Raw genomic sequence first — 19,402 nt, 5'->3', positions numbered from 1 at the left:
TGCTGGATACGCACGCAAAACACCCATTCGGATAGCACAGCCTAGGCTAAATCAACGTACTTGTTGCAAATGCCCATACAGTTTTGCGTACAAACCACCATCGGCAATCAACTGCTGATGGTCGCCATCCTCAGCGATATGACCACCGTCAAACACTAAGACTCGATCGGCTTGTTTTACCGCCGACAGACGGTGCGCGATGATCAGTGTAGTACGCCCGCTGAGGAACCGCGCCAGCGCCTGATGCAGGTTGTATTCAGTGGCGGCATCCAGGGCGGAGGTCGCTTCGTCGAGTATCACCACTTTGGGTTCGGCCAACACCATGCGCGCAATCGCCAGGCGCTGACGCTGACCACCGGAAAAACGCACCCCGGAACGCCCCACTACGCTGTCCAGGCCCTGAGGCAACGCTTTAACCGTAGCCTCCAGCTGGGCAATTTCAAGGGCCTGCCAGCAGGCCTGGTCACTGCGCTCGCGGCCCATGGTCAGGTTGGCACGCACGGTATCGTTGAACAGCGCCGGGTGCTGCAGCACCACCGCGACGTGCTCGCGGATAGTCTCGAGGCCGATCTCCTGCTGGGTTGCACCGCCAAATCGGATAGTGCCCGCCTGCGGCGTGTACAGGCCGAGCAGCAGTTGCACCAGGGTGCTTTTACCGCCACCGCTGGCGCCGACAATCGCGACTTTTTCGCCGGGAGCAATTTGCAGGTTCAGTTGATCGAGCACCAGATCATCGCCATAACCGAAGTCCAGGCCGCGCACTTCGATGCCGACGGTTTCACGCCCGGTAAACGGGTCTTCACCCCCGGCGTATTGCGGCTCGTCGGCACGCGCCAGCAGTTCATTGATGCGCGTCAGCGCCCCGCCCGCCGCGTAATAGGCGTATTGCAGGTTCAATAATTGTTCGACCGGGCCGATCATGAACCACAGGTAGCTGAACACCGCGAGCATCTGGCCGATGGACAGGTCGGAAAACAGCACGGTGAGCATTGCCGCTGCGCGGAAGATGTCGATGCCGAACTGGAACAGCAACCCGCTGGCGCGGCTGGACGCGTCGGTTTTCCACTGGGAATGGATCGCGTAGTCACGCACTTCCTGGGCGCGCTGGCCCAGGCGCCCGAGGAAAAAGCCCTGGCGGTTGCCGGCGCGGACTTCCTGGATGGCGTCAAGGGTTTCAGTCAGGGCTTGGGTGAAGCGTGAGGTGCTGTCGTTTTCCAACTTCTTGAGGTGTTTGACGCGCTTGCCCAACTGTACCGTGGCGTAGATCACCAACGGGTTGAACAGCAGGATCAGCAATGCCAGTTGCCAGTGCATCCACACCAGGATCGCCGAAGTGCCGATCAGCGTCAGCATCGCCACCAGAAAGCGGCTGAGGGTTTCGCCGACGAATTTATCCAGGGTATCCAGGTCGGTGACCAGGTGAGTGGTGACCGTGCCGCTGCCCAGGCTTTCGTATTCGCCCAGGGAGATGCGCTTGAGCCGCTCGATCAGACGCACGCGAATGCGGTACACAATGTCCTTGGCCAACCGCGCAAACAGCCGCGCCTGTACCACGTTGAACACCAGTGCGCCGCAACGCAGGGCCAGGGTGACCATTAGCATCAGGCCGATATAACCGGCGGCCTTCTGCCAACCCAGGGGCAATGCGTGATTCATCACCTTGAGCGCGGCATCACCATGGCCCAGCAGCACTTCGTCCACCAGCAACGGCAACAGCAAGGGGATGGGCACACTGCACAAGGTCGCCAGCACGGCAACGCCATTGGCGATCCACAGGGATTTCTTGTGACGCAAGGCCAGGCGGCGAATTTCCGCCCAGGTCAGACGGTCAATGCGTTTAGGCTCATCCTGCACAGGTTGCTCGCTCCAGCCATCGGGCGAGCAATGGCGACAGTTCCGTCAGCGGCTGATAGCCGTTGGTGAGCAATGCCAGTTGACCATTGCGCTCGGCCAACAACGTCGGGAAACCGGCGATACCCAGGTCCTGCACCCACGTAAAGTCCGCCGCCGTGGCCGCGTGCTGCTCGGCGCGGTCAAACGCACCGGCAAACTCGATACGCGGGATGCCCGCCTGCTCGGCCAGCTCAACCAGCACGCTGGCAAGGGTCACGTCGCGCCCCTCCACATAAAACGCACGTTGGATCAGGCCCAGCAGTTTCCAGGCACAATCCGGCGCCAGGCTACGGGCGGTGACGATGGCGCGGCAGGCCGGCTCGGTGTCATACACAAAACCGTCGGGCAGCGCGCCTTCGCGCTTGAACGGCTGGCCCGTGGCGTCAGTGACGGCCTGCCAGTGTTCGAGGATGTAGCGTCGGGTCGTCGGCTCCAGCGCCGCGCCACTGCCGGTGCGCAAGCCGCCCACCACCAGGTGCACGTCCACACCGGCCGCTTGGGCCTGCTCAACCAGCGCCTGCGCCACCGGGGCAAAGCCCCAGCACCAGGAACACATCGGATCCATTACATAGAGCAGGCGCGCGGACATAGGTCAGGCCTCGGAAGGGGTTTGCTTGTAGTTGAAGCCAATCGGGTGCGGCATATTACGGGCCTTGGCCAGTTCAATCTGCTTTTGCCGGTCGATCGCGCTGCGGCGGGTTTTCTCCGGCAGCTTATCCCAGCAATGAGGGCAGCTGATGCCGGCCACGTAGTGCTCGGAGGCGCGGTCTTCGACGCTCACAGGTGTGCGGCAGGCATGACATTGATCGTAGTCGCCTTCGCTCAAGTCGTGGCGCACGGTCACGCGATTATCGAAAACAAAGCAGTCGCCCTGCCACTTGGTTTCTGCCTGAGGCACCTCTTCGAGGTACTTCAGGATGCCGCCCTTGAGGTGGTAAACCTCGCCATAACCTTCGCTGAGCATGTAGCTCGACGCTTTCTCGCACCGAATGCCGCCGGTGCAGAACATGGCGATTTTCTTGTGCTTGGCCGGGTCGAAGTTGGCTTTGATATAGTCGGGAAATTCGCGAAAGCTGGTGGTTTTCGGGTCGATTGCGCCTTCAAAGGTGCCAATGGACACTTCGTAGTCGTTACGGGTGTCGATCAGCAGCACTTCCGGGTCGCTGATCAGGGCGTTCCAGTCTTTCGGGTCGACGTAGGTGCCGACCTTCTTGTTCGGGTCGACGCCTTCTACGCCCAGGGTCACGATCTCTTTCTTGAGCTTGACCTTGGTGCGGTAGAACGGTTGGTCCTCGCAGTACGACTCTTTGTGATCGATGTCGTCCATGCGTGGGTCGTTCTTCAGCCAGGCCATCAGGCCATCAATGCCTTCGCGGCTACCGGAAACGGTGCCGTTGATGCCTTCTTCGGCGATCAGCAAGGTGCCTTTGATGCCGTTGTCGACCATCGCCTGCAGCAAGGGCTCGCGCAGAGCGACGTAATCTTCGAGGGTGACGAACTTATACAGTGCCGCCACGACAATCGGTTGAGTCATGGGTGTTCTCTCCAGGTGGCTACCCTCGTAAAGGGTGAACCGGATGCAAAAAAAACGCGCCGACTAAGCGGCGCGTTGCGGATTCTATCAGGGATAACCCGTCAATGTCCGCCGGCGCAGGTCGGCGAGGCCGGGGCTGCGTCGATTGTCGCCCATTCTTCAGGCGTGTAGGTATGCAGCGCCAGCGCATGAAACTCGCTCATCAGGTCACCCAGGGTGGCGTAGACCTTCTGGTGGCGCTTGACGCGATTGAGCCCTTCGAACTGCTGACTGACCAGCACGGCCTTGAAGTGGGTCTGCAACCCACGGCTGTGCATATGGCTTTCATCCAGCACGCTCAAGTGTTGCGGGTCCAGGGCGGCGAGCGCCGTTTCGATACGCTGTTGCATGATCATTCCTGCTTACTTCTTCTTGGCCGGAGCGGCTTTAGGCGTCAGCTCATTGGTCATGTCTTCCAACAGCTTGTTGACCACCGGAACGGCGCTTTCCAGCTTGGCCTGAGTCATCTGGGCCGATTGCTGGGTCAGTTGCGGCATTTTTTCCAGGACTTTCTTGCCCAGTGGCGACTGGTAGAACGCTACCAGGTCCTTGAGCTCGGATTCGCTGAAATTGGTGGTGTAGAGCTTGACCATGTCCGGCTTCAGCTTCGGCCAGCCGATAGCTTGGTCCAGGGCGGCGTTGGCCTTGGCCTGGTAGCTGTCCAATACGGACTGCTTGGCGGCAGGCGCCTTAGTCTGCTCGAAACGCTGGGCGAACATTTGCTGCACTTGCATGTACACCGGGGTACCCAGCTTGTCGGCATGGGCCAGGGTAAGGAAGGCTTCGGCACTGGCGTTGTGGCTGGCGGTATCGGCAAAAACCTGGCCGCTGGCGCAAACCAGAGCAACCGCGGTACAGATGGCACGAAGACGAGTCATCGAGTTTCCTTTCTAGCTGGCGAGGTAAGACCCCAAGGGCGCCCATTCTGCGCCTAAAAAACCTCGCGGCTCAACCCCAGGCCTTGCCGGGCGCGGATTGCCCGATGAAAAGTCTTTTAGGGAACCCACCAGGTCAATCACGGCCTAAACTGCGCAAACGAACCTAAGGAGTGTGCCCGATGAGCCGTATCGAAACCGACAGCCTGGGAGAAGTGCATGTCCCGGATGACGCTTACTGGGGCGCCCAGACCCAACGCTCGCTGGTGAATTTCGCCATCGGCGACCAGCGCATGCCCTTGCCGGTATTGCACGCCCTGACCCTGATCAAAAAGGCTGCCGCGCGGGTCAACGACCGCAACGGCGACCTGCCCGCCGACATCGCCCGCCTGATCGAACAGGCCGCCGATGAAGTCCTCGCCGGCAACCATGACGACCAATTCCCATTAGTGGTGTGGCAGACCGGCAGCGGCACCCAGAGCAACATGAACGCCAATGAAGTGATCGCCGGCCGTGCCAACGAACTGGCAGGCAATCAACGCGGCGGCAAGAGCCCGGTGCACCCGAACGACCATGTGAACCGTTCCCAGAGCTCCAATGATTGCTTCCCGACGGCCATGAGCATTGCGGCGGTGCAGGCCGTCCATCAACGTTTGTTACCGGCGATCGCTACGCTTTCCGGCGGTCTGGCCGAGCAGGCCGCGCGGCATATGAAGCTGGTCAAGACCGGCCGCACGCACATGATGGACGCCACGCCGATCACGTTCGGCCAGGAACTCTCGGCGTTTATCGCCCAACTCGACTACGCCGAACGCGCCATCCGCAGCGCCCTGCCCCAAGTGTGTGAACTGGCCCAGGGCGGCACGGCCGTGGGCACCGGGCTCAATTCGCCCCATGGTTTTGGCGAGGCCATTGCAGCCGAGTTGGCAGCGCTCTCGGGGCTGCCATTCGTCACCGCACCGAACAAATTCGCCGCCCTCTCCGGCCATGAGCCGCTAGTGACGTTGCACGGCGCCCTGAAAACCCTGGCCGTGGCCCTGATGAAAATCGCCAACGACCTGCGCCTGCTCGGTTCCGGACCGCGCGCGGGGCTTGCGGAAGTGAAGCTGCCGGCCAACGAGCCGGGCAGTTCGATCATGCCGGGCAAGGTCAACCCGACGCAGTGCGAAGCGCTGTCGATGCTCGCCTGCCAAGTACTGGGCAACGACGTGACCATCGGCATGGCCGCGAGCCAGGGACACTTGCAGTTGAACGTGTACAAGCCGGTGATCATCCACAACCTGCTGGAGTCGATCCGCCTGCTCGCCGATGGCTGCAATAACTTTCAGGAGCATTGCATTGCCGGCCTGGAGCCCGACGCCGAGAAAATGGCCGAACACCTGGAGCGCGGACTGATGCTGGTGACGGCGCTCAACCCGCATATCGGCTACGACAAATCAGCAGAGATCGCCAAGAAAGCCTACGCCGAGGGGCTGACGCTACGGGAAGCCGCGCTGGAGTTGGGCTACCTCACTGACGAAGAGTTCGACCAGTGGGTACGCCCGGAAAATATGCTCGAAGCCGGGCATTAAGACGCCAAACGCAGCCGCCGGGCCTTGAGCCCGGCGAGCAACGACGGCGCCAGCGCGACAGTCGCCGACCCCAGCACCACCACCAGCGCCCCGGCATAGCCCAGGGCGTTGATCTCTTCTGCCTGCACGTAGTCCGGCCATAGCCAGGCCGCCAAGGCGACCGCCACAAAGGTCACCAGCGGCGTGAGCGCCAGGGTCGCACTCACCCGCGAGGCTTCCCAATGGGCCAGGGCTTCGGCAAACGCGCCGTAGGCCACCAGCGTATTCATGCAGCACGCCAACAGCAGCCAGCCTTGCAGCGGGCTCAGTTGCAGCGCTTCCAACGGATGGGCCCAGGGCGTGAGCAACAAGGCGCAGGTGAGGTAGATCACCATCATGACTTGCAGCGAATTCCACACGGTCAACAATTGCTTCTGACCCAGGGCATAGAACACCCAGATCGAGGTGGCGAGCAGGATCGTCAGCACCCCGGCGGTGTAAGTGCCGAGGGACGTCAGTAATTCCTCCAGGCGCTGGTTGAAGAACAGGCCGAAGCCTGCGATCAAGACGACCAATCCCACCACTTGCCCGCGGCTGAAACGCTCCTTGAACACAAACACGCTGGCGATCATCAAAAAGATCGGCCCCATCTGCACGACCAACTGTGCGGTGCCGGGGCTGAGCGATTTCAGGCCCACCAGGTACAACACGTAGTTGCCCACCAGGCCGCATACCGCCATCGCCACCAGCCAACCGCCCTTGGGGCCGAGCACTTTGCGGCTGGGCAAACGCTTGGTGGCCGCAAGGTAGACGAACAGACAACCGCCGGCCACGGTCAGGCGAAACCAGGTGACGGTGATCGGGTCCATCACCTGCAGCACTTGCTTGAGTTTGATCGGCAGAATGCCCCAGAGGAACGCGGTCAGCAGGGTCAAGCCAAAGCCATAGACCCAGCGGCCGGAAGAGATGTGCATGAGTGCCCCAAAAAACCAGAGGTGGAGGAGCTGGCATTCTAGGGCGATGCGGTGTGTTTTGGGTATCGATCATTCATCTGCCGCAGACCGAGTCATGGCACCCCCATCACCAGTACACCGCTGCCGCTGATAGCCCCCGGAGTCGGCAGTGAGCCGGTTCGCCGCACCAGCGAAAACGTCACATCGTCTCCGCCCACACTGTTGGTGATTCGGGTGAGGAATGAACCGTTAACGGCTACCGCAGCCCCGCCGCGCACGAGCGCCGTGCCCACGTCGGCATTGCTCATGAGCAGCAACCGCGAGTCGAACGAGGAGCGCGTGCCTTTATAAGTAATGGTGATCGGTGTGTTGATTCCGCCGTCCGGGCACGAGTAAGTGAGTCTGCGGTTACTGACCACGGACGTTGACAGCGGATCGGTGCCGATTGCCCGTTGGTGGACGTCGCCGAAGTTGATTTCGATCGGGTTGTTATTGTTGATCGTGCAGGTTGAGGGCGAGATGGTGAAATTGTTGGCGGCGTAATAAGTGACCGTCAGACTCGCCGAGGATGTGTCGTAATTGTTTGTCTGCTCCAGACGCAGCACACCGAGGGCGTCCCCTACGCGAATGTCGATGGGGTTGCTGGGATTGTTACGCAGCATGATGTAAGGGGTCACATTGATGGGATAACCGATGAGGTTATTGGGCATCGTGGCGATATAAATGCCGTTGGGAACGGGATTGTTGTAAAACGCTCCATTTATACGAAGGCCGGTGATTTGGGCGGCAAACTTTGGGCCTGGAGTCCAGGCCGAACCGACCCTGGTCGAGGTTCGCCAGTAGTCCTCTCTCGAGGGAGGAAAGCCCGGGAAGGGTTTAAACCTGCACTCAAGATTCGCGCCCTCAAGCATGATACGTGTCTTATCAGCATCCGCCTGAACCCTGACGGGAACCTGCAGGTTAGGGTTTCCGCCTATCCACGCACCACCGTCTACCCGGCACTCAGCAGCGCGCAAGTTTGTAGTCACGCCAATCAAGACGAGAAGCACCGTGGTTCCAAATAATCGTTTCATTTCTAATCTCTCTTTGCCTGTCTCCCCGCGTGACCCAACGCGCTTTCACCGTGTGCGTCAAAGCCGCCCGAGAGAGCGTTGAGGTTCGCCTGAGGCTTTTTATGTGCACTGCCACCACCTTCAATGTCGGCAGTGACGAAAAGGTGATGTCCACTGACGTAATGAGGGGCACTGGCAAGCTGTCGTGAAAAATCCGAATACTCATCGCACGTCACACCGTGCCTTGCAGCCCCCCCGGAGGCGCTGGAGGTTAGCCAAGGCCACTTTCAGCTGTGAACGATTACGGATAGTCCAATGTAAAAGTGGAGGTCACCGTGTACGCGCCGTGCCCGATGGTTTGATCCCTGATCGCATTCGGCTCGCCCTGTACGTAGGCCTTGAGCTCAATGACATTGCTGCCATCGCTCAGCAGTTGCCTGTCGCTGACGGCATTCAAGGGCAAGGGCTTGTCACTCAGCGTTTCCATGCCCACCCCGATCCCCGAGGCACCACTGCCGCCATCGAGCGCGAGCAAACCGGGCAGCGCGGTGTTTTCCGTGCCGCCGAACGTGATGGTCACCGAGTCGCCGATCGTGGTGTCACAATCCTCCAGGTGCAGCCTGAAACGCTTGCCCACGGATCGCGTGTTGAGATAGAGGTATTTGCTGGTCAGGTCCCACAATTCCAGAGTTACGGCCTCGTCACCGGGGCGCAGTGTGCAGGCCTCTTCAACCAGGTTGCCCTTGAAGCTCAGGTTGTCCGCCGCATACCCCAAGGGGGTCAGGCCGAGGACGAGCAGCACTGCCAACGCACCCTTATGCACAATTTCATATCGCATCGACTCAGCTCCTACTGGTATTCGGCCAACAACGTGGCCACCGCCGTAAACCGGGCCGGCGTCAGGACTGCCCCGGGCTGTTGCACCGGAACGACCTCCAATGTCGGCGGTGACGACAGGGTGATGTCCATTGGCGTATTGAGGGGCAATGGCAGGCTGTTCTGAAAAACCCGAATACCCAGCGCCGGCACGCTGGTCTGCACGGCAGAGCCATCAAACGCGGTGGGGGTGCCGTTGACACTCAACTTCAACGCCCACGGCAACGTGTCGGTGCCGCAATTAATCGCGTAACCGATACCTTTTCGGTATTTCACACCATCAATGCGCTTGACCCCGACGTCGCCAAAGTCGACTTCAATGGTCTTGCCACCTTCAATCGTGCAGGGTGGCGGCTCGTTCAACGTACCGCTGAACGTCAGGTTGGCCGATGCAACATTGCACAGGCCGATGGAGCACAGCGCGAGCAATGCTCGCTGTGGCCAAACCTTCATTGGTCGTTCCTCATATAGGTCGCCGTCATTGGTAATCGACCACAAGGGTCGCAGCGGCATCGAACGCCCCGCCGCTCAGTTGGCTGCCCGCGCGTTTGACGGGCACCGCCTGCACCACCGGGAAATTGGGATAGGTAAAGTTCACCCGGGTGTTGAGCGGCCAGTCAGCGCCGTTCACGAAAAGCTTGACCCCAAGGTCCGCCTTGCGCGTAGAGAGCACGCGGCTGTCAAACGAGGCGCCTGTGCCGTTGAGCGCCAGGGTCAACGCATTGCTGTGGGGAGCGCTGCAGGTGACGGTGTACGGCACATCGCGACGATAATTCACCCCGTCCACCCGTGACGTCTGCAAGTCATTGCCAAACGGCACGTCCAGCGTATTGCCACTGTTAATGACACACGGCGGAGGGGCAATGATGACCGCGCGAATCGTCAAATTGGTCTGTGCCTGCACACTCTGGCTGACGGCCCCTATCAGGCAAACAGCGATCAGAATGGCCCGTGGGCTGATTGGTCTATCCATCGCTCTGCCCTTACTCATAGTTGAGCCTGAAATCCACCACGGCCCTGAATGCTCCACTGGTCAGTGGCGCAGCGGTGCGTGTGGGCCGTACGTGCCAGGTCTGAATGTTGCGTCCCACGGGCAGAAACAAAGCTTCGCCCCTTGAACCCAACTGGACGTCCCGGCCCAGGGCGTCGGTCAATTGCAGGCCCATCCCGGTGATGCCTTGCACTTTGACCAGCCGTGGATCATCGGGATCGGCAGGCGCAGAAAACGCCACCGACAGCACGGGTTGGTAGGCACTCCATACCAGGTTGCCGGTGCGTTCACTGCGCACGCGGCCGGCGGTGCGCTGGCAATCGGTAAAGCGCAGTTGAAAAGCCTTTGCAGTCGCCTGGTCACCGGGCCGCTGCAGCTGGCTGCTCGACACGGCGTCCAGATCAACCGTTTGATGCAGTGACGCCATCTCCAGGCTGCAAGGCGATTCATGCATGGACCCGAGCACATTCAGCATCCCGCTCATACCTTCAATATCCTCGTCATCCTCGGCGTGTACGCCCATCGCCAGGAGCCACAACAAGCTGCCCAAGACCTTCACATTGTTCGATTTCATGACGTTCTCCAGCCGCATTACTCTTTCGGCAATGCGGCCTGCGTGTTCACCTGGCACGTGTTGCCATTGCAGGTGAAGGCCAGAAGCGGACGGCCGCCGTAATCATTCACATAGGCCAGGTAAGGGGCCGTACCCAGTGCGCTGGCCGTGGGGCCCAAGGTCAATGCGTCTTTGGGCGGGATCATCAGCGGCGCGAAGCCCGGCGCGGTTTTGCCGTCCTTGCTGCTGCGCGCATCCACCAGGGTCACGTAATAAGGCGTCGGGTTGTTAACCCGGTATTGATCGCCTTCGCGGGTCAGGGTCAGTTTCTGCTGCCAGGGGTTGGACAGGTCTTGCTGGCTTGGCGTAATAGCTTGTGGTCGATAGAACAACTTGATGCGGGTCTGCAATGCAATTTGCAGGGTGTTGGATTTATCGCTGCGCGGCGGGATTTCCCTCAAGTTGAAGTAGTAGACCGTCTCCCGATCCTGCGGTAACGACTTGGCTGCCGGTAAAGCCTGAACTTTCACCTGGCTTTGTTTACCAGGCTCCAAGCGTTGAACCGGCGGGAGCACGATCAAGGGCGAGGTGATTTTTTTACCCGCCTCATCCTCAATCCAGCCTTGGGCCAGATACGGCAGCTGGGTATTGTTGTTGGTAATGCTCACGCTGGTGGCATCTTTGCCGCCATCAAAAATCACGCGGGTACGGTCCAGGCCGACGGCGGCGCCGGCGCTCTGGCTCAAAACCAGAGCCAGGAGCGCGAAAGCCGGAGGGGTGAGGCGCATATCAAGCATCATGAGGCTGTGTTCTCCGTATCAATAAGTTCCCCGGTCAGCGTGGCTGGCCCGGGCAAAGATGGGGTTGCGGCGATCCTGTGGCAGCCCAGTTGCAAGGTGTCCGTCAAACCATCAACGGGCAGGATGGCGGGAAGCGTAAGGACGCATTGTTCGTCGCCGCCCCAACTGACGACCATCTGCTCGCCAGCCCGCAAGCCACTCAGGTAGACACTGCCGCTGTCATTCACAATCCCGGTGTCCTGTTGCTTCATGTTCTTCACCGTCGCGCCGAAGGGCGGTGAACTGCCATCCGGCAGGCGCAGAATGGCCATGGCTTTTTCGCCGGCAATCACATCCAGCGCGCGGTAACCAATCGCTCCTTCGGTGAGCGTTAACTGCGTGACCGACTCAGTCGCTTCGACATTGCTCGGCAAGCGCTCCAGATCAACGCTGGCCACCGTACGCTGGTAGCTGCTGATGTCGGAGATGACAGCCTTGCCAAAGACGTTACTGCGAGTCGGTGAGCCGTAACCGCGTACAGGTACATCGGGCACCCCACCGGTATCGATCATCAGGCGCGTGCCGCCGGTGCTGGTGGTACGGTGCAGAGCCGCACCGTGGGCCGTGAGCGTGCCACCACCACGGGCAGACACACCCAGGCTGCTGTAGCCACCCTCTTGCGTACTGGCGCTGATATCGATGTCGGCCTGATCCCCCATATGACTCAGATACCCACTGCCGTAGGCATTGCTGGCACTGAGCTGGTAGCTGTTGCGCTCATCGATCCGATCGCTGTAGCGGGTTGCAAAGGTGTTCTTGCCGGCGGCCCTATTGGCATCCGCCGACAGGGTGCCGGTGCGTCCAAACGGCAGGCTGACCGTCAGCGCCATGCCGTTGTCGTTGTAGTTGTATTCCTGGGTGCGATACATATTCAGGGACAGGTTCATATTCTTGACCGTGCCCACATTGAAGTAACGCGACAACGACAGGTTCCAACGCTGAGTGTCCGGCCGGTCCCAATAGGTTTGCTTGTGGTAACTGGCGTAGACGGTAGCGCCCAGGTCACGAAACTGTTTGTTGACCGTCACCGTATAAAGCGCCTTGCTGCCGCCAATAGGCTTCCAGCCCTCGCTTGAATCGCGATAATCGCCGCGCCCGCCGAGTTCGCCGTTCAAACCGTAATGCCGGGCGTCCAAGTACTCACTCATACTCAAGAAATTCTTCTCGGAAAACCGGTAACCGGCGAAGGTTACTTGGCTGTCATACTCTTCAAAGTTCTTGGAGTATTGAAGGCGGTAGGATTTACCCGAGAGCGTCTCGTTCCACACATGGGCGCGCGACTGCGTCACGTCCAGCGAAACGGCGCCGAACGCCAGCAAGTCGCGCCCTGCGCCCACGGACACGGCTCGGTAGTTGTTGTCGGTCATGCCGCCGCCGAACAACGACCAGCCATTGCTGATCCCCCAGGAAAACTCCCCGGTACCGAAAAAGTCGCCATCCGCACCGTATTGCAGATTGGACGGTCGACCCGCGGCCAGCTTGTAACGCACTTGGCCCGGACGCGTCAGGTAGGGAACACCCGCCGTGTCGATCTGGAAGCTGTTTACCACGCCATCCTGTTCTTCGATCCGCACGTCCAACTTGCCCGTCACCGCGTCCTGCAAGTCCTGAATGCGAAAGGGGCCTGCCGCCACCAGGGTTTCGTAGAGCACGCGCCCCTGCTGGCTGATGATGACTTTCGCATTGGTTTTGGCCACCCCGACAACTTCCGGCGCGTAACCACGCAGGTTGGGTGGTAACTGGCTTTCATCAGAGTTCAGCGCGGCACCGGTAAAGCGGAAGCTGTCAAACAGATCCGAATACAGGTAGTTCTCCCCCACTAACAGGCGCGCTCTCAACGCCGGAATAGCGCGATACGCGTAGTAGCGGCTCCACTCCAGCTTTTGAGGCCCTGCGGCTTCTTGTCGGCCGCTCTCGACGCGCCCTTGCCAGTCCGCCCTGAGGCGCCAGGCACCGGCGTTAGCCCCCACGGTGCCATTGCCACTGAGGTTTTTGCGGTTACCGTCGTTTCGTTGATAGTTGGACTGCGCCGTCAGGCTGTAATCGATCAACAGCCCCGGCACGCCTTCATCCCAGCGTGAAGGCGGATCCCAGTTGATGGCGCTGTACTCAAGGTATGCCTGGGGCAAGTTGATGCTCAGCGTGGAGCTGGCCAGATCACCCTGGACGTCCATGCCAGGCAAACTTTGAATGTCCAGGCACTCGCCGCCTTTCCACCATGCCAGTTTGTCGGCTTCGGACACTTTAAGGCCCAACTGTTCCACAAGACTGTGGGACAAACAGGCCTGGCTACCCTTGGGATCATTATCGGGCGGATAGAACGCCACCGGTTGTTCAGCAATAGGCTGACCGTTTATCTGCACAACCATCGAATAAGTGCCGGGTAAAATAAACCCGCTGCGCGCAAACTGAGACAAGTCAATATTAGTGCGATCAGTCAGGTCAAGAACGTCCGTATTAAACTCGATATCTGCGGCGCCCAATGCACTTCCCGCCAGTGATATAAGCCCACCAAACAGGCCCGGGCGCAGCGTATTTTTGATCTTCGCCGTATTCAACATGCATGCCTGCCCATCAATGTTCAAAAATATTCCAACTTGAACCGCACTGCGGCGCTGTGGGGTCCCGCCACCAGCGGCAGTCCATTGCCGACCAGATAGAATCTGTAGTTGAGTGTCATGTCGCCCTCCGCCAACGGTGTCGGTGCCATCCGCTGACCCGGAATACTCTCTTCGCCGGCGGCGTCCACAATGTGCAGGGCGACCCCCTGCGAGTCGCCAAACACCGCAAAGGAGAGCCCTAGCCTGTCGGTGGGCCCGTCAAACGTCACTCGCATATGCTCCCAATCAGGCAGAGTTACCCCCGGGCGCAACGGGTCCGGCCGAGTCAACGAGCAATTGATCAGGCGCAACTGGAAGGGATGGTCTTCTCCGCGCGTGTTACGTAAAAGCCGGCCAACCGGCTCTGGTGGCATCTCGATGGTCTGGTCGATACTGGCCAGCTCCAACCCGCAGGCTGAGTCGACGACTTGTCCCCCAAGCAGGACAACGCCCTCGCCCTGTGAGGCCTCTTGCGCAAAAACGTAAGGGCAGACCAACGTCGTTAGTGAAGAAGCGATAGCGAAACGCATGAATGTTTTCACCTGGATCTCCCGACAGCGTCCCCCGCCACCCGCGGTGGCGGGGGAAACACTTACTGATAAGCCAAGGTGAAATTGGTGACTGCGCTGAAATCGCCAGGAGTGATGGCGCCCGTGGCGGCACCTTGGACGTAAGCCCCGAACTCCAGCGTGTTATTGCCGGCAGCAATGATCTGCGGAGTTGTAGGAACGCCAAGCTCAACCACGTCACCGCCGTGGGTCATCATGATGCCCACGCCGCCTGCGCCACCCACCGTGCCGATCGCCCCTGGAACAACGCTGGAAGGTGCTCCCGTGAAGGTCGTGGTGACGGTATTGTCGGTGAGGTTGGACAAGTCGCAGCCTTCAAGCTCGATCAGCAAACGACGGGCCTCGGACTTGCCGCCTGATTCCAACTGGTGTTTGGCGATCGCACCCAGTCGGATGGTCTGATCGACGGAGTCAGGTTTGATGGAGCAGGCGCCCGAATGTACCGAGCCCAGAAACGTGACCGTTCCATCCGCGGCCTGAGCAACGGACGCAGTCCCCGCCAAAACGCCGACAGCCAAGAGCACAGTTTTCAGTTTAGTTTTCATTCACAATTTCCCACTTATCAAATGTCATAAGGCGTCCTGCAACACGTCAGCGCAGGACTGATTAAACGAACGGTGTGACCCGTGCCATTAAGTCGGTGACCGCCAAGTTGTTTTTCCAACTTATTGCATTGCAATTCGCGACACCGCTAAACACAGGGAAAGTTTGTACATGACGCACAAACAAGTAAGCCGTCCATTTCCCTTAACGAAGTAGCCGTGAGCCACTAACACTCGCAGGAAAAACATGGCAATCTGCCAAAACTTTAAAAAGTGCTGAAGGAATTAGACTACACGCAGATTAATGAGAATATTTTAACCAAGATTATATCTGTAAGAATGAGATTACAGGCACTAAAAAATCACCGCTCCCGTTGGAAAACCCCAACTAAGCAAGCAACTAAAAGTGCGGTTTTGAGATAACTGAACAGCAGATGCGCAAAGGGAGGACAAGCCCCCCTCTGCATTGATCGAGTACGAACGACCCGAAGCGCGAAACTCAAGTGACTAGCGTGCGACCTCAAACAAACCGGTGGCGCCCATGCCCCCACCCACGCACATGGTGACGACGCCATAACGCAGGTTACGCCGTTGCAACTCACGCACCAGATGCCCCACTTGCCGCGAACCGGTCATGCCGAACGGGTGGCCGATGGAAATCGATCCGCCGTTGACGTTGTATTTGGCGTTGTCGATTTCCAGACGATTGCGCGCGTACAGGCACTGCGAGGCAAACGCTTCGTTGAGTTCCCACAGGTCGATATCCGCCACTTGCAAGCCACGCGCCTTGAGCAGCTTGGGCACTGAGAACACCGGACCGATGCCCATTTCGTCCGGCTCGCAGCCAGCCACGGTGAAGCCACGGAAAAACGCCTTGGGCTTGAGCCCCAGTTCCAGGGCTTTTTCCAGGCTCATCACCAGGGTCATCGAGGCGCCGTCGGACAGTTGCGACGAGTTACCCGCTGTCACCGAGCCGTCCTCGGCGAACACTGGTTTCAAGCCTTGCAGGCTCGCCAGGGTGGTGTCGGGGCGGTTGCAGTCGTCGCGATCGACCACGCCGTCGAGAATCTGCACCGCGCCGGTGTTTTTGTCCTCGACCTTGTACTTGACCGCCATCGGCACGATTTCGTCATTGAACAAACCATCGGCCTGGGCTTGGGCGGTACGTTGCTGGCTTTGCAGGGCGTAGAGATCCTGTTCTTCGCGGCTGACGTTGTAGCGGCGCGCGACGATTTCGGCGGTCTGGCCCATGGGGAAGTAAATGCCCGGTACTTGCTCTTTGAGCAGCGGGTTGATCAGGTTATCGGTGTTGACGCTTTTCATGGTCAGGCTGATGGACTCGACGCCACCGGCGACGATGATGTCGCTGCAGCCCGAGGCGATCTGGTTGGCAGCGATGGCAATCGCCTGCAAGCCCGATGAGCAGAAACGGTTGAGGGTCATGCCCGCCGTGCCAGTGCCCAGTTGCGACAGTACCGCCACGTTACGCCCGATGTTGTAGCCCTGGGCCCCCTCATTGGAGCCCGCGCCGACGATGCAATCTTCAACCGTCGCCGGGTCGATGCCGTTGCGGGTGAGCAGCGCGTTGACGCAATGAGCCGCCATGTCATCCGGACGGGTCTGGTTGAACTTGCCGCGAAAGGACTTGGCCAGGCCGGTTCGTACGCTGTCGACGATGACTACTTCACGCATGGGCTACCTCGATCTTATGGTTGTTGGGCGATGGATCGAGGATAGATCCAGGCCCAGGCAACCGCGATGATCATTCACCCGGCATATACAAAACCATGGCTGACTGAAGCAGTGGGACTTTGGGGTGGGACCGCTTCGCGCCCCGGCGCGGGGCAGGCCTGCTCATTGCAAAAAGCAAAGTCACCACACACCACACACAGACGGCTCCCCCCAAAAAGCACAGCCACCACAAACACGCCTGCTCTCCTCAACCAGCACGAGTGGGGTCGTTTGTTGAGGTGAACAGACTCTTTGCGGTGAGCCTATACCTGATGGCGAACACAACCTTTGTGGTGAGCAGGCTTGCCCTGCGCTGGGCTGCGAAGCGGCTCTAAAACCGGCCATTGGGTTCTGCCTGGAGAAACGCGGCGACTGGATTGGGGCCGCTTCGCGCCCCAGCGCAGGGCAAGCCTGCTCACTACAAAAAGCAAACTCACCACACACTGCTGGCGCACCACAAAAAGCAAAGTCACCACACACCACACACAGGCGGTTCACCACAAAAAGCACAGCCACCACAAACACGCCTGCTCTCCTCAACCAGCACGGGTGGGGTCGATTGTTGAGGTGAATAGGCTCTTTGCGGTGAGCCTATACCTGATGGCGAACACAACCTTTGTGGTGAGCAGGCTTGCCCTGCGCTGGGCTGCGAAGCGGCCCTAAAACCGGCCATTGGGTTCTGCCTGGAGAAACGCGGCGACTGGATTGGGGCCGCTTCGCGCCCCAGCGCAGGGCAAGCCTGCTCACTACAAAAAGCGAACCCACCATACAAAGCCTTCTCACCACAAAAAGAAAACTCACCACACACAGACGGCTCACCAAAAAAAGCACAATCACCGCAAAAAAGCCTGCTCTCCTCAACTAGCCCGGGTGAAGTCGTTTGTTGAGGTGAACAGACTCTTTGCGGTGAGCCTATACCTGATGGCGAACACAACTTTTTTGTGGTGAGCAGGCTTGTCCTGCGCTGGGCTGCGAAGCGGCCCTAAAACCGGCCATTGGGTTCTGCCTGGAGAAACGCGGCGACTAGATTGGGGCCGCTTCGCGCCCCAGCGCAGGGCAAGCCTGCTCACTACAAAAAGCGAACCCACCATACAAAGCCTGCTCACCACAAAAAGCAAACGCACCACACAACGCCAGCTCACCAAAAAAAGTCTGCGCTCCCCAACCAGCACGGCGCGCAAACCGCGTAGTTATTTCTTCTTCTTTTTATCGTGCTTGTCGGACTTGGCGAACGCTTCTTCTAAAGCAAGGTTAATCGTGCGCAGCACCTTGACCCGCGCCCAGCGCTTGTCATTGGCCTCCACCAGGGTCCAGGGCGAGATTTCGGTGCTGGTCCGGTCAACCATATCGCCCACCGCCGCGCGGTAGTCGTCCCACTTGTCGCGGTTGCGCCAGTCGTCTTCAGTGATTTTGAAGCGTTTGAAAGGGATTTCCTCACGGGCCTGAAAGCGTTCCAGCTGCGTGTCCTTGTCAATCGCCAGCCAGAACTTGACCACGATCACGCCCGCATCACGCAGTTGTTCTTCAAAATCATTGATCTCGCCATAGGCGCGCATCCAGTCCGCCGCAGAGCAGAAACCTTCGACTCGCTCCACCAGCACGCGGCCGTACCACGAGCGGTCGAACACGGTGAACATGCCGCGCGCCGGGATCTTCTGCCAGAACCGCCATAGGTACGGTTGGGCGCGTTCGTCCTCACTGGGCGCGGCAATCGGCACGATATGGTATTGGCGTGGGTCCAGCGCCGCTGCAACCCGGCGAATCGCGCCGCCCTTGCCCGCCGCATCATTGCCTTCGAACACCGTGATCAATGCGTGCTTGCGCATGCGTTTGTCACGCATCAGGCCAGAGAATCGCGCTTGCTCGGTGATCAGTTGTTCTTCGTAATCGTCCTTGTCCAGATGCTGGCTCAAGTCGAGGCTGTCGAGCAGCCCCTTCTTGTCCACCGACGGTATCAGCGGCGCGGGGTTCATGCCGCTGGCCTTGCCTTTGGGCAGTTTCAACGCGGTTTGCATGCCTTCGAGCAATAGCTTGCCCACGGTGAGGCTGCGGTAATTGCTGTCGACACCTTCGATCACATGCCACGGCGCGTAGTCGCGGCTGGTGCGACGCAGCACCCGCTCGCCAAAGTGCACGAACTTGTCGTAGGTCTGTGATTGCTGCCAGTCCAGCGGGCTGATGCGCCAACTGTGCAGTGGGTCGTCGGCCAAGGCCTTTAGCCGCGCCTTCATCTGTTTCTTGGAAAGGTGAAACCAGAATTTGAAGATCAGCGCACCTTCATCACAGAGCATTTTTTCCAGGCGCTCGGCACCGGCGATGGCCTGATCGAGACGCGCGTCCTTGATCTGCCCATGTACGCGGCCTTGCAGCATCTGGCTGTACCAGTTGCCGAAAAAGACACCCATGCGGCCCTTGGCGGGCAACTGCCGCCAGTACCGCCAGGCCGGCGGGCGGGCCAGTTCCTCATCGGTTTGCTGATCGAAGGTACGGACTTCGATCAGGCGCGGGTCCATCCACTCATTGAGCAGCTTGACGGTCTCGCCTTTGCCAGCACCTTCTACGCCATTAATCAGGATGATCACCGGGAAGCGCTTTTGCTGTTGCAGCTCGTACTGCACTTCCAACAACGCTTCACGCAGGGCCGGCACTTCGGCGTCGTAGGTGTCTTTGTCGACGGCGTGACCAATTTCTGCGGATTCGAACATGGGCAACTCCCTTCCAAGATCAATCAAGACTAGCGGATTGGGCTGCACCACGGGCAAGCAATTGAATAGCGCTTGCCATGGATCAATCAGCAACCCTGCC

At 59.5% G+C, this 19,402-nt stretch carries 18 protein-coding genes; 1 reads left to right on the top strand and 17 read right to left on the bottom strand.

The window, feature by feature from the left end; all coding sequences use genetic code 11:
- Window positions 1-51: 51 nt before the first annotated feature.
- The 5 genes from CKW32_RS17235 to CKW32_RS17215 all read right to left on the bottom strand — a co-directional run bounded on the left by CKW32_RS17235 (window position 52) and on the right by CKW32_RS17215 (window position 4,344).
- Window positions 52-1,854 (bottom strand): ABC transporter ATP-binding protein, encoded by a 1,803-nt coding sequence (locus CKW32_RS17235; RefSeq protein ID WP_095185486.1) that lies wholly within the window; start codon window positions 1,852-1,854, stop codon window positions 52-54.
- Window positions 1,844-2,449, bottom strand: a complete 606-nt coding sequence (locus CKW32_RS17230) for a DsbA family protein (protein WP_177434285.1) — start codon at window positions 2,447-2,449, stop codon at window positions 1,844-1,846. The genes CKW32_RS17235 and CKW32_RS17230 overlap by 11 nt, the downstream gene beginning before the upstream one ends.
- Window positions 2,450-2,485: 36 nt before the next feature.
- The gene (locus tag CKW32_RS17225) at window positions 2,486-3,427 is read right to left on the bottom strand and encodes a rhodanese-related sulfurtransferase (protein ID WP_095185484.1); all 942 of its coding nucleotides are present in this window, start codon (window positions 3,425-3,427) and stop codon (window positions 2,486-2,488) included.
- Window positions 3,428-3,528: 101 nt separating this feature from the next.
- Window positions 3,529-3,822 (bottom strand): BolA family transcriptional regulator, encoded by a 294-nt coding sequence (locus CKW32_RS17220; RefSeq protein WP_032885943.1) that lies wholly within the window; start codon window positions 3,820-3,822, stop codon window positions 3,529-3,531.
- A gap of 6 nt (window positions 3,823-3,828) precedes the next feature.
- Window positions 3,829-4,344, bottom strand: coding sequence for a DUF2059 domain-containing protein (locus tag CKW32_RS17215; protein ID WP_032885944.1), 516 nt, complete (start codon window positions 4,342-4,344; stop codon window positions 3,829-3,831).
- Window positions 4,345-4,523: 179 nt separating this feature from the next.
- Between CKW32_RS17215 and CKW32_RS17210 the strand changes: the two genes are divergently transcribed.
- Window positions 4,524-5,912, top strand: coding sequence for a class II fumarate hydratase (locus CKW32_RS17210; RefSeq protein ID WP_095185483.1), 1,389 nt, complete (start codon window positions 4,524-4,526; stop codon window positions 5,910-5,912).
- Here CKW32_RS17210 and CKW32_RS17205 read toward each other — a convergent pair.
- From CKW32_RS17205 to pap, 12 genes are all read right to left on the bottom strand, one after another.
- Window positions 5,909-6,865: a DMT family transporter gene (locus CKW32_RS17205; RefSeq protein ID WP_032885947.1), complete on the bottom strand. Its 957-nt coding sequence runs from the start codon at window positions 6,863-6,865 to the stop codon at window positions 5,909-5,911. The genes CKW32_RS17210 and CKW32_RS17205 overlap by 4 nt on opposite strands.
- A gap of 92 nt (window positions 6,866-6,957) precedes the next feature.
- Window positions 6,958-7,917, bottom strand: a complete 960-nt coding sequence (locus tag CKW32_RS17200) for a fimbrial protein (RefSeq protein ID WP_095185482.1) — start codon at window positions 7,915-7,917, stop codon at window positions 6,958-6,960.
- A gap of 280 nt (window positions 7,918-8,197) precedes the next feature.
- Window positions 8,198-8,734 (bottom strand): fimbrial protein, encoded by a 537-nt coding sequence (locus CKW32_RS17195; protein ID WP_095185481.1) that lies wholly within the window; start codon window positions 8,732-8,734, stop codon window positions 8,198-8,200.
- Between the two features lie 11 nt (window positions 8,735-8,745).
- A complete protein-coding gene (locus tag CKW32_RS17190) occupies window positions 8,746-9,225 on the bottom strand; it encodes a fimbrial protein (RefSeq protein WP_032885951.1) in 480 nt (159 codons plus the stop codon).
- Window positions 9,226-9,250: 25 nt separating this feature from the next.
- Window positions 9,251-9,745 (bottom strand): fimbrial protein, encoded by a 495-nt coding sequence (locus CKW32_RS17185; RefSeq protein ID WP_233896878.1) that lies wholly within the window; start codon window positions 9,743-9,745, stop codon window positions 9,251-9,253.
- A 10-nt stretch (window positions 9,746-9,755) separates the two neighbouring features.
- Window positions 9,756-10,337, bottom strand: coding sequence for a fimbrial protein (locus CKW32_RS17180; protein WP_095185479.1), 582 nt, complete (start codon window positions 10,335-10,337; stop codon window positions 9,756-9,758).
- A gap of 17 nt (window positions 10,338-10,354) precedes the next feature.
- On the bottom strand, window positions 10,355-11,116 hold the full coding sequence (locus CKW32_RS17175) for a fimbria/pilus periplasmic chaperone (RefSeq protein WP_095185478.1): 762 nt from the start codon (window positions 11,114-11,116) through the stop codon (window positions 10,355-10,357).
- Complete coding sequence (locus CKW32_RS17170) at window positions 11,113-13,716, bottom strand: outer membrane usher protein (RefSeq protein WP_160016649.1); 2,604 nt, start codon at window positions 13,714-13,716, stop codon at window positions 11,113-11,115. Before CKW32_RS17170 ends, CKW32_RS17175 begins: the two co-directional genes overlap by 4 nt.
- Window positions 13,717-13,736: 20 nt before the next feature.
- Complete coding sequence (locus tag CKW32_RS17165) at window positions 13,737-14,297, bottom strand: fimbrial protein (protein WP_032885957.1); 561 nt, start codon at window positions 14,295-14,297, stop codon at window positions 13,737-13,739.
- Window positions 14,298-14,347: 50 nt separating this feature from the next.
- The gene (locus tag CKW32_RS17160) at window positions 14,348-14,869 is read right to left on the bottom strand and encodes a fimbrial protein (RefSeq protein ID WP_032885959.1); all 522 of its coding nucleotides are present in this window, start codon (window positions 14,867-14,869) and stop codon (window positions 14,348-14,350) included.
- Window positions 14,870-15,373: 504 nt separating this feature from the next.
- Window positions 15,374-16,558, bottom strand: coding sequence for a thiolase family protein (locus CKW32_RS17155; RefSeq protein ID WP_095185477.1), 1,185 nt, complete (start codon window positions 16,556-16,558; stop codon window positions 15,374-15,376).
- Between the two features lie 1,229 nt (window positions 16,559-17,787).
- Entirely contained in the window at window positions 17,788-19,302 is a 1,515-nt protein-coding gene (gene pap, locus CKW32_RS17145) for a polyphosphate:AMP phosphotransferase (RefSeq protein ID WP_032888070.1), read from the bottom strand.
- Window positions 19,303-19,402 lie beyond the last annotated feature (100 nt).

The sequence above is a fragment of the Pseudomonas sp. Irchel 3H9 genome, assembly GCF_900187495.1.
Taxonomy (GTDB): domain Bacteria; phylum Pseudomonadota; class Gammaproteobacteria; order Pseudomonadales; family Pseudomonadaceae; genus Aquipseudomonas; species Aquipseudomonas sivasensis.
Note: the sequence above shows the minus strand (reverse complement) of the source record. Positions and strands in the feature narration are given on the sequence as shown.

Coding starts and splice junctions, on each gene's coding strand:
- CKW32_RS17230 (WP_177434285.1), bottom strand. CDS start 2,449: ATGTGTTCCTGGTGCTGGGGCTTTGCCCCGGTGGCGCAGGCGCTGGTT.
- CKW32_RS17190 (WP_032885951.1), bottom strand. CDS start 9,225: ATGAAGGTTTGGCCACAGCGAGCATTGCTCGCGCTGTGCTCCATCGGC.
- CKW32_RS17170 (WP_160016649.1), bottom strand. CDS start 13,716: ATGTTGAATACGGCGAAGATCAAAAATACGCTGCGCCCGGGCCTGTTT.
- CKW32_RS17220 (WP_032885943.1), bottom strand. CDS start 3,822: ATGATCATGCAACAGCGTATCGAAACGGCGCTCGCCGCCCTGGACCCG.
- pap (WP_032888070.1), bottom strand. CDS start 19,302: ATGTTCGAATCCGCAGAAATTGGTCACGCCGTCGACAAAGACACCTAC.
- CKW32_RS17210 (WP_095185483.1), top strand. CDS start 4,524: ATGAGCCGTATCGAAACCGACAGCCTGGGAGAAGTGCATGTCCCGGAT.
- CKW32_RS17160 (WP_032885959.1), bottom strand. CDS start 14,869: ATGAAAACTAAACTGAAAACTGTGCTCTTGGCTGTCGGCGTTTTGGCG.
- CKW32_RS17215 (WP_032885944.1), bottom strand. CDS start 4,344: ATGACTCGTCTTCGTGCCATCTGTACCGCGGTTGCTCTGGTTTGCGCC.
- CKW32_RS17205 (WP_032885947.1), bottom strand. CDS start 6,865: ATGCACATCTCTTCCGGCCGCTGGGTCTATGGCTTTGGCTTGACCCTG.
- CKW32_RS17175 (WP_095185478.1), bottom strand. CDS start 11,116: ATGATGCTTGATATGCGCCTCACCCCTCCGGCTTTCGCGCTCCTGGCT.
- CKW32_RS17155 (WP_095185477.1), bottom strand. CDS start 16,558: ATGCGTGAAGTAGTCATCGTCGACAGCGTACGAACCGGCCTGGCCAAG.
- CKW32_RS17185 (WP_233896878.1), bottom strand. CDS start 9,745: ATGGATAGACCAATCAGCCCACGGGCCATTCTGATCGCTGTTTGCCTG.
- CKW32_RS17200 (WP_095185482.1), bottom strand. CDS start 7,917: ATGAAACGATTATTTGGAACCACGGTGCTTCTCGTCTTGATTGGCGTG.
- CKW32_RS17180 (WP_095185479.1), bottom strand. CDS start 10,337: ATGAAATCGAACAATGTGAAGGTCTTGGGCAGCTTGTTGTGGCTCCTG.
- CKW32_RS17195 (WP_095185481.1), bottom strand. CDS start 8,734: ATGCGATATGAAATTGTGCATAAGGGTGCGTTGGCAGTGCTGCTCGTC.
- CKW32_RS17225 (WP_095185484.1), bottom strand. CDS start 3,427: ATGACTCAACCGATTGTCGTGGCGGCACTGTATAAGTTCGTCACCCTC.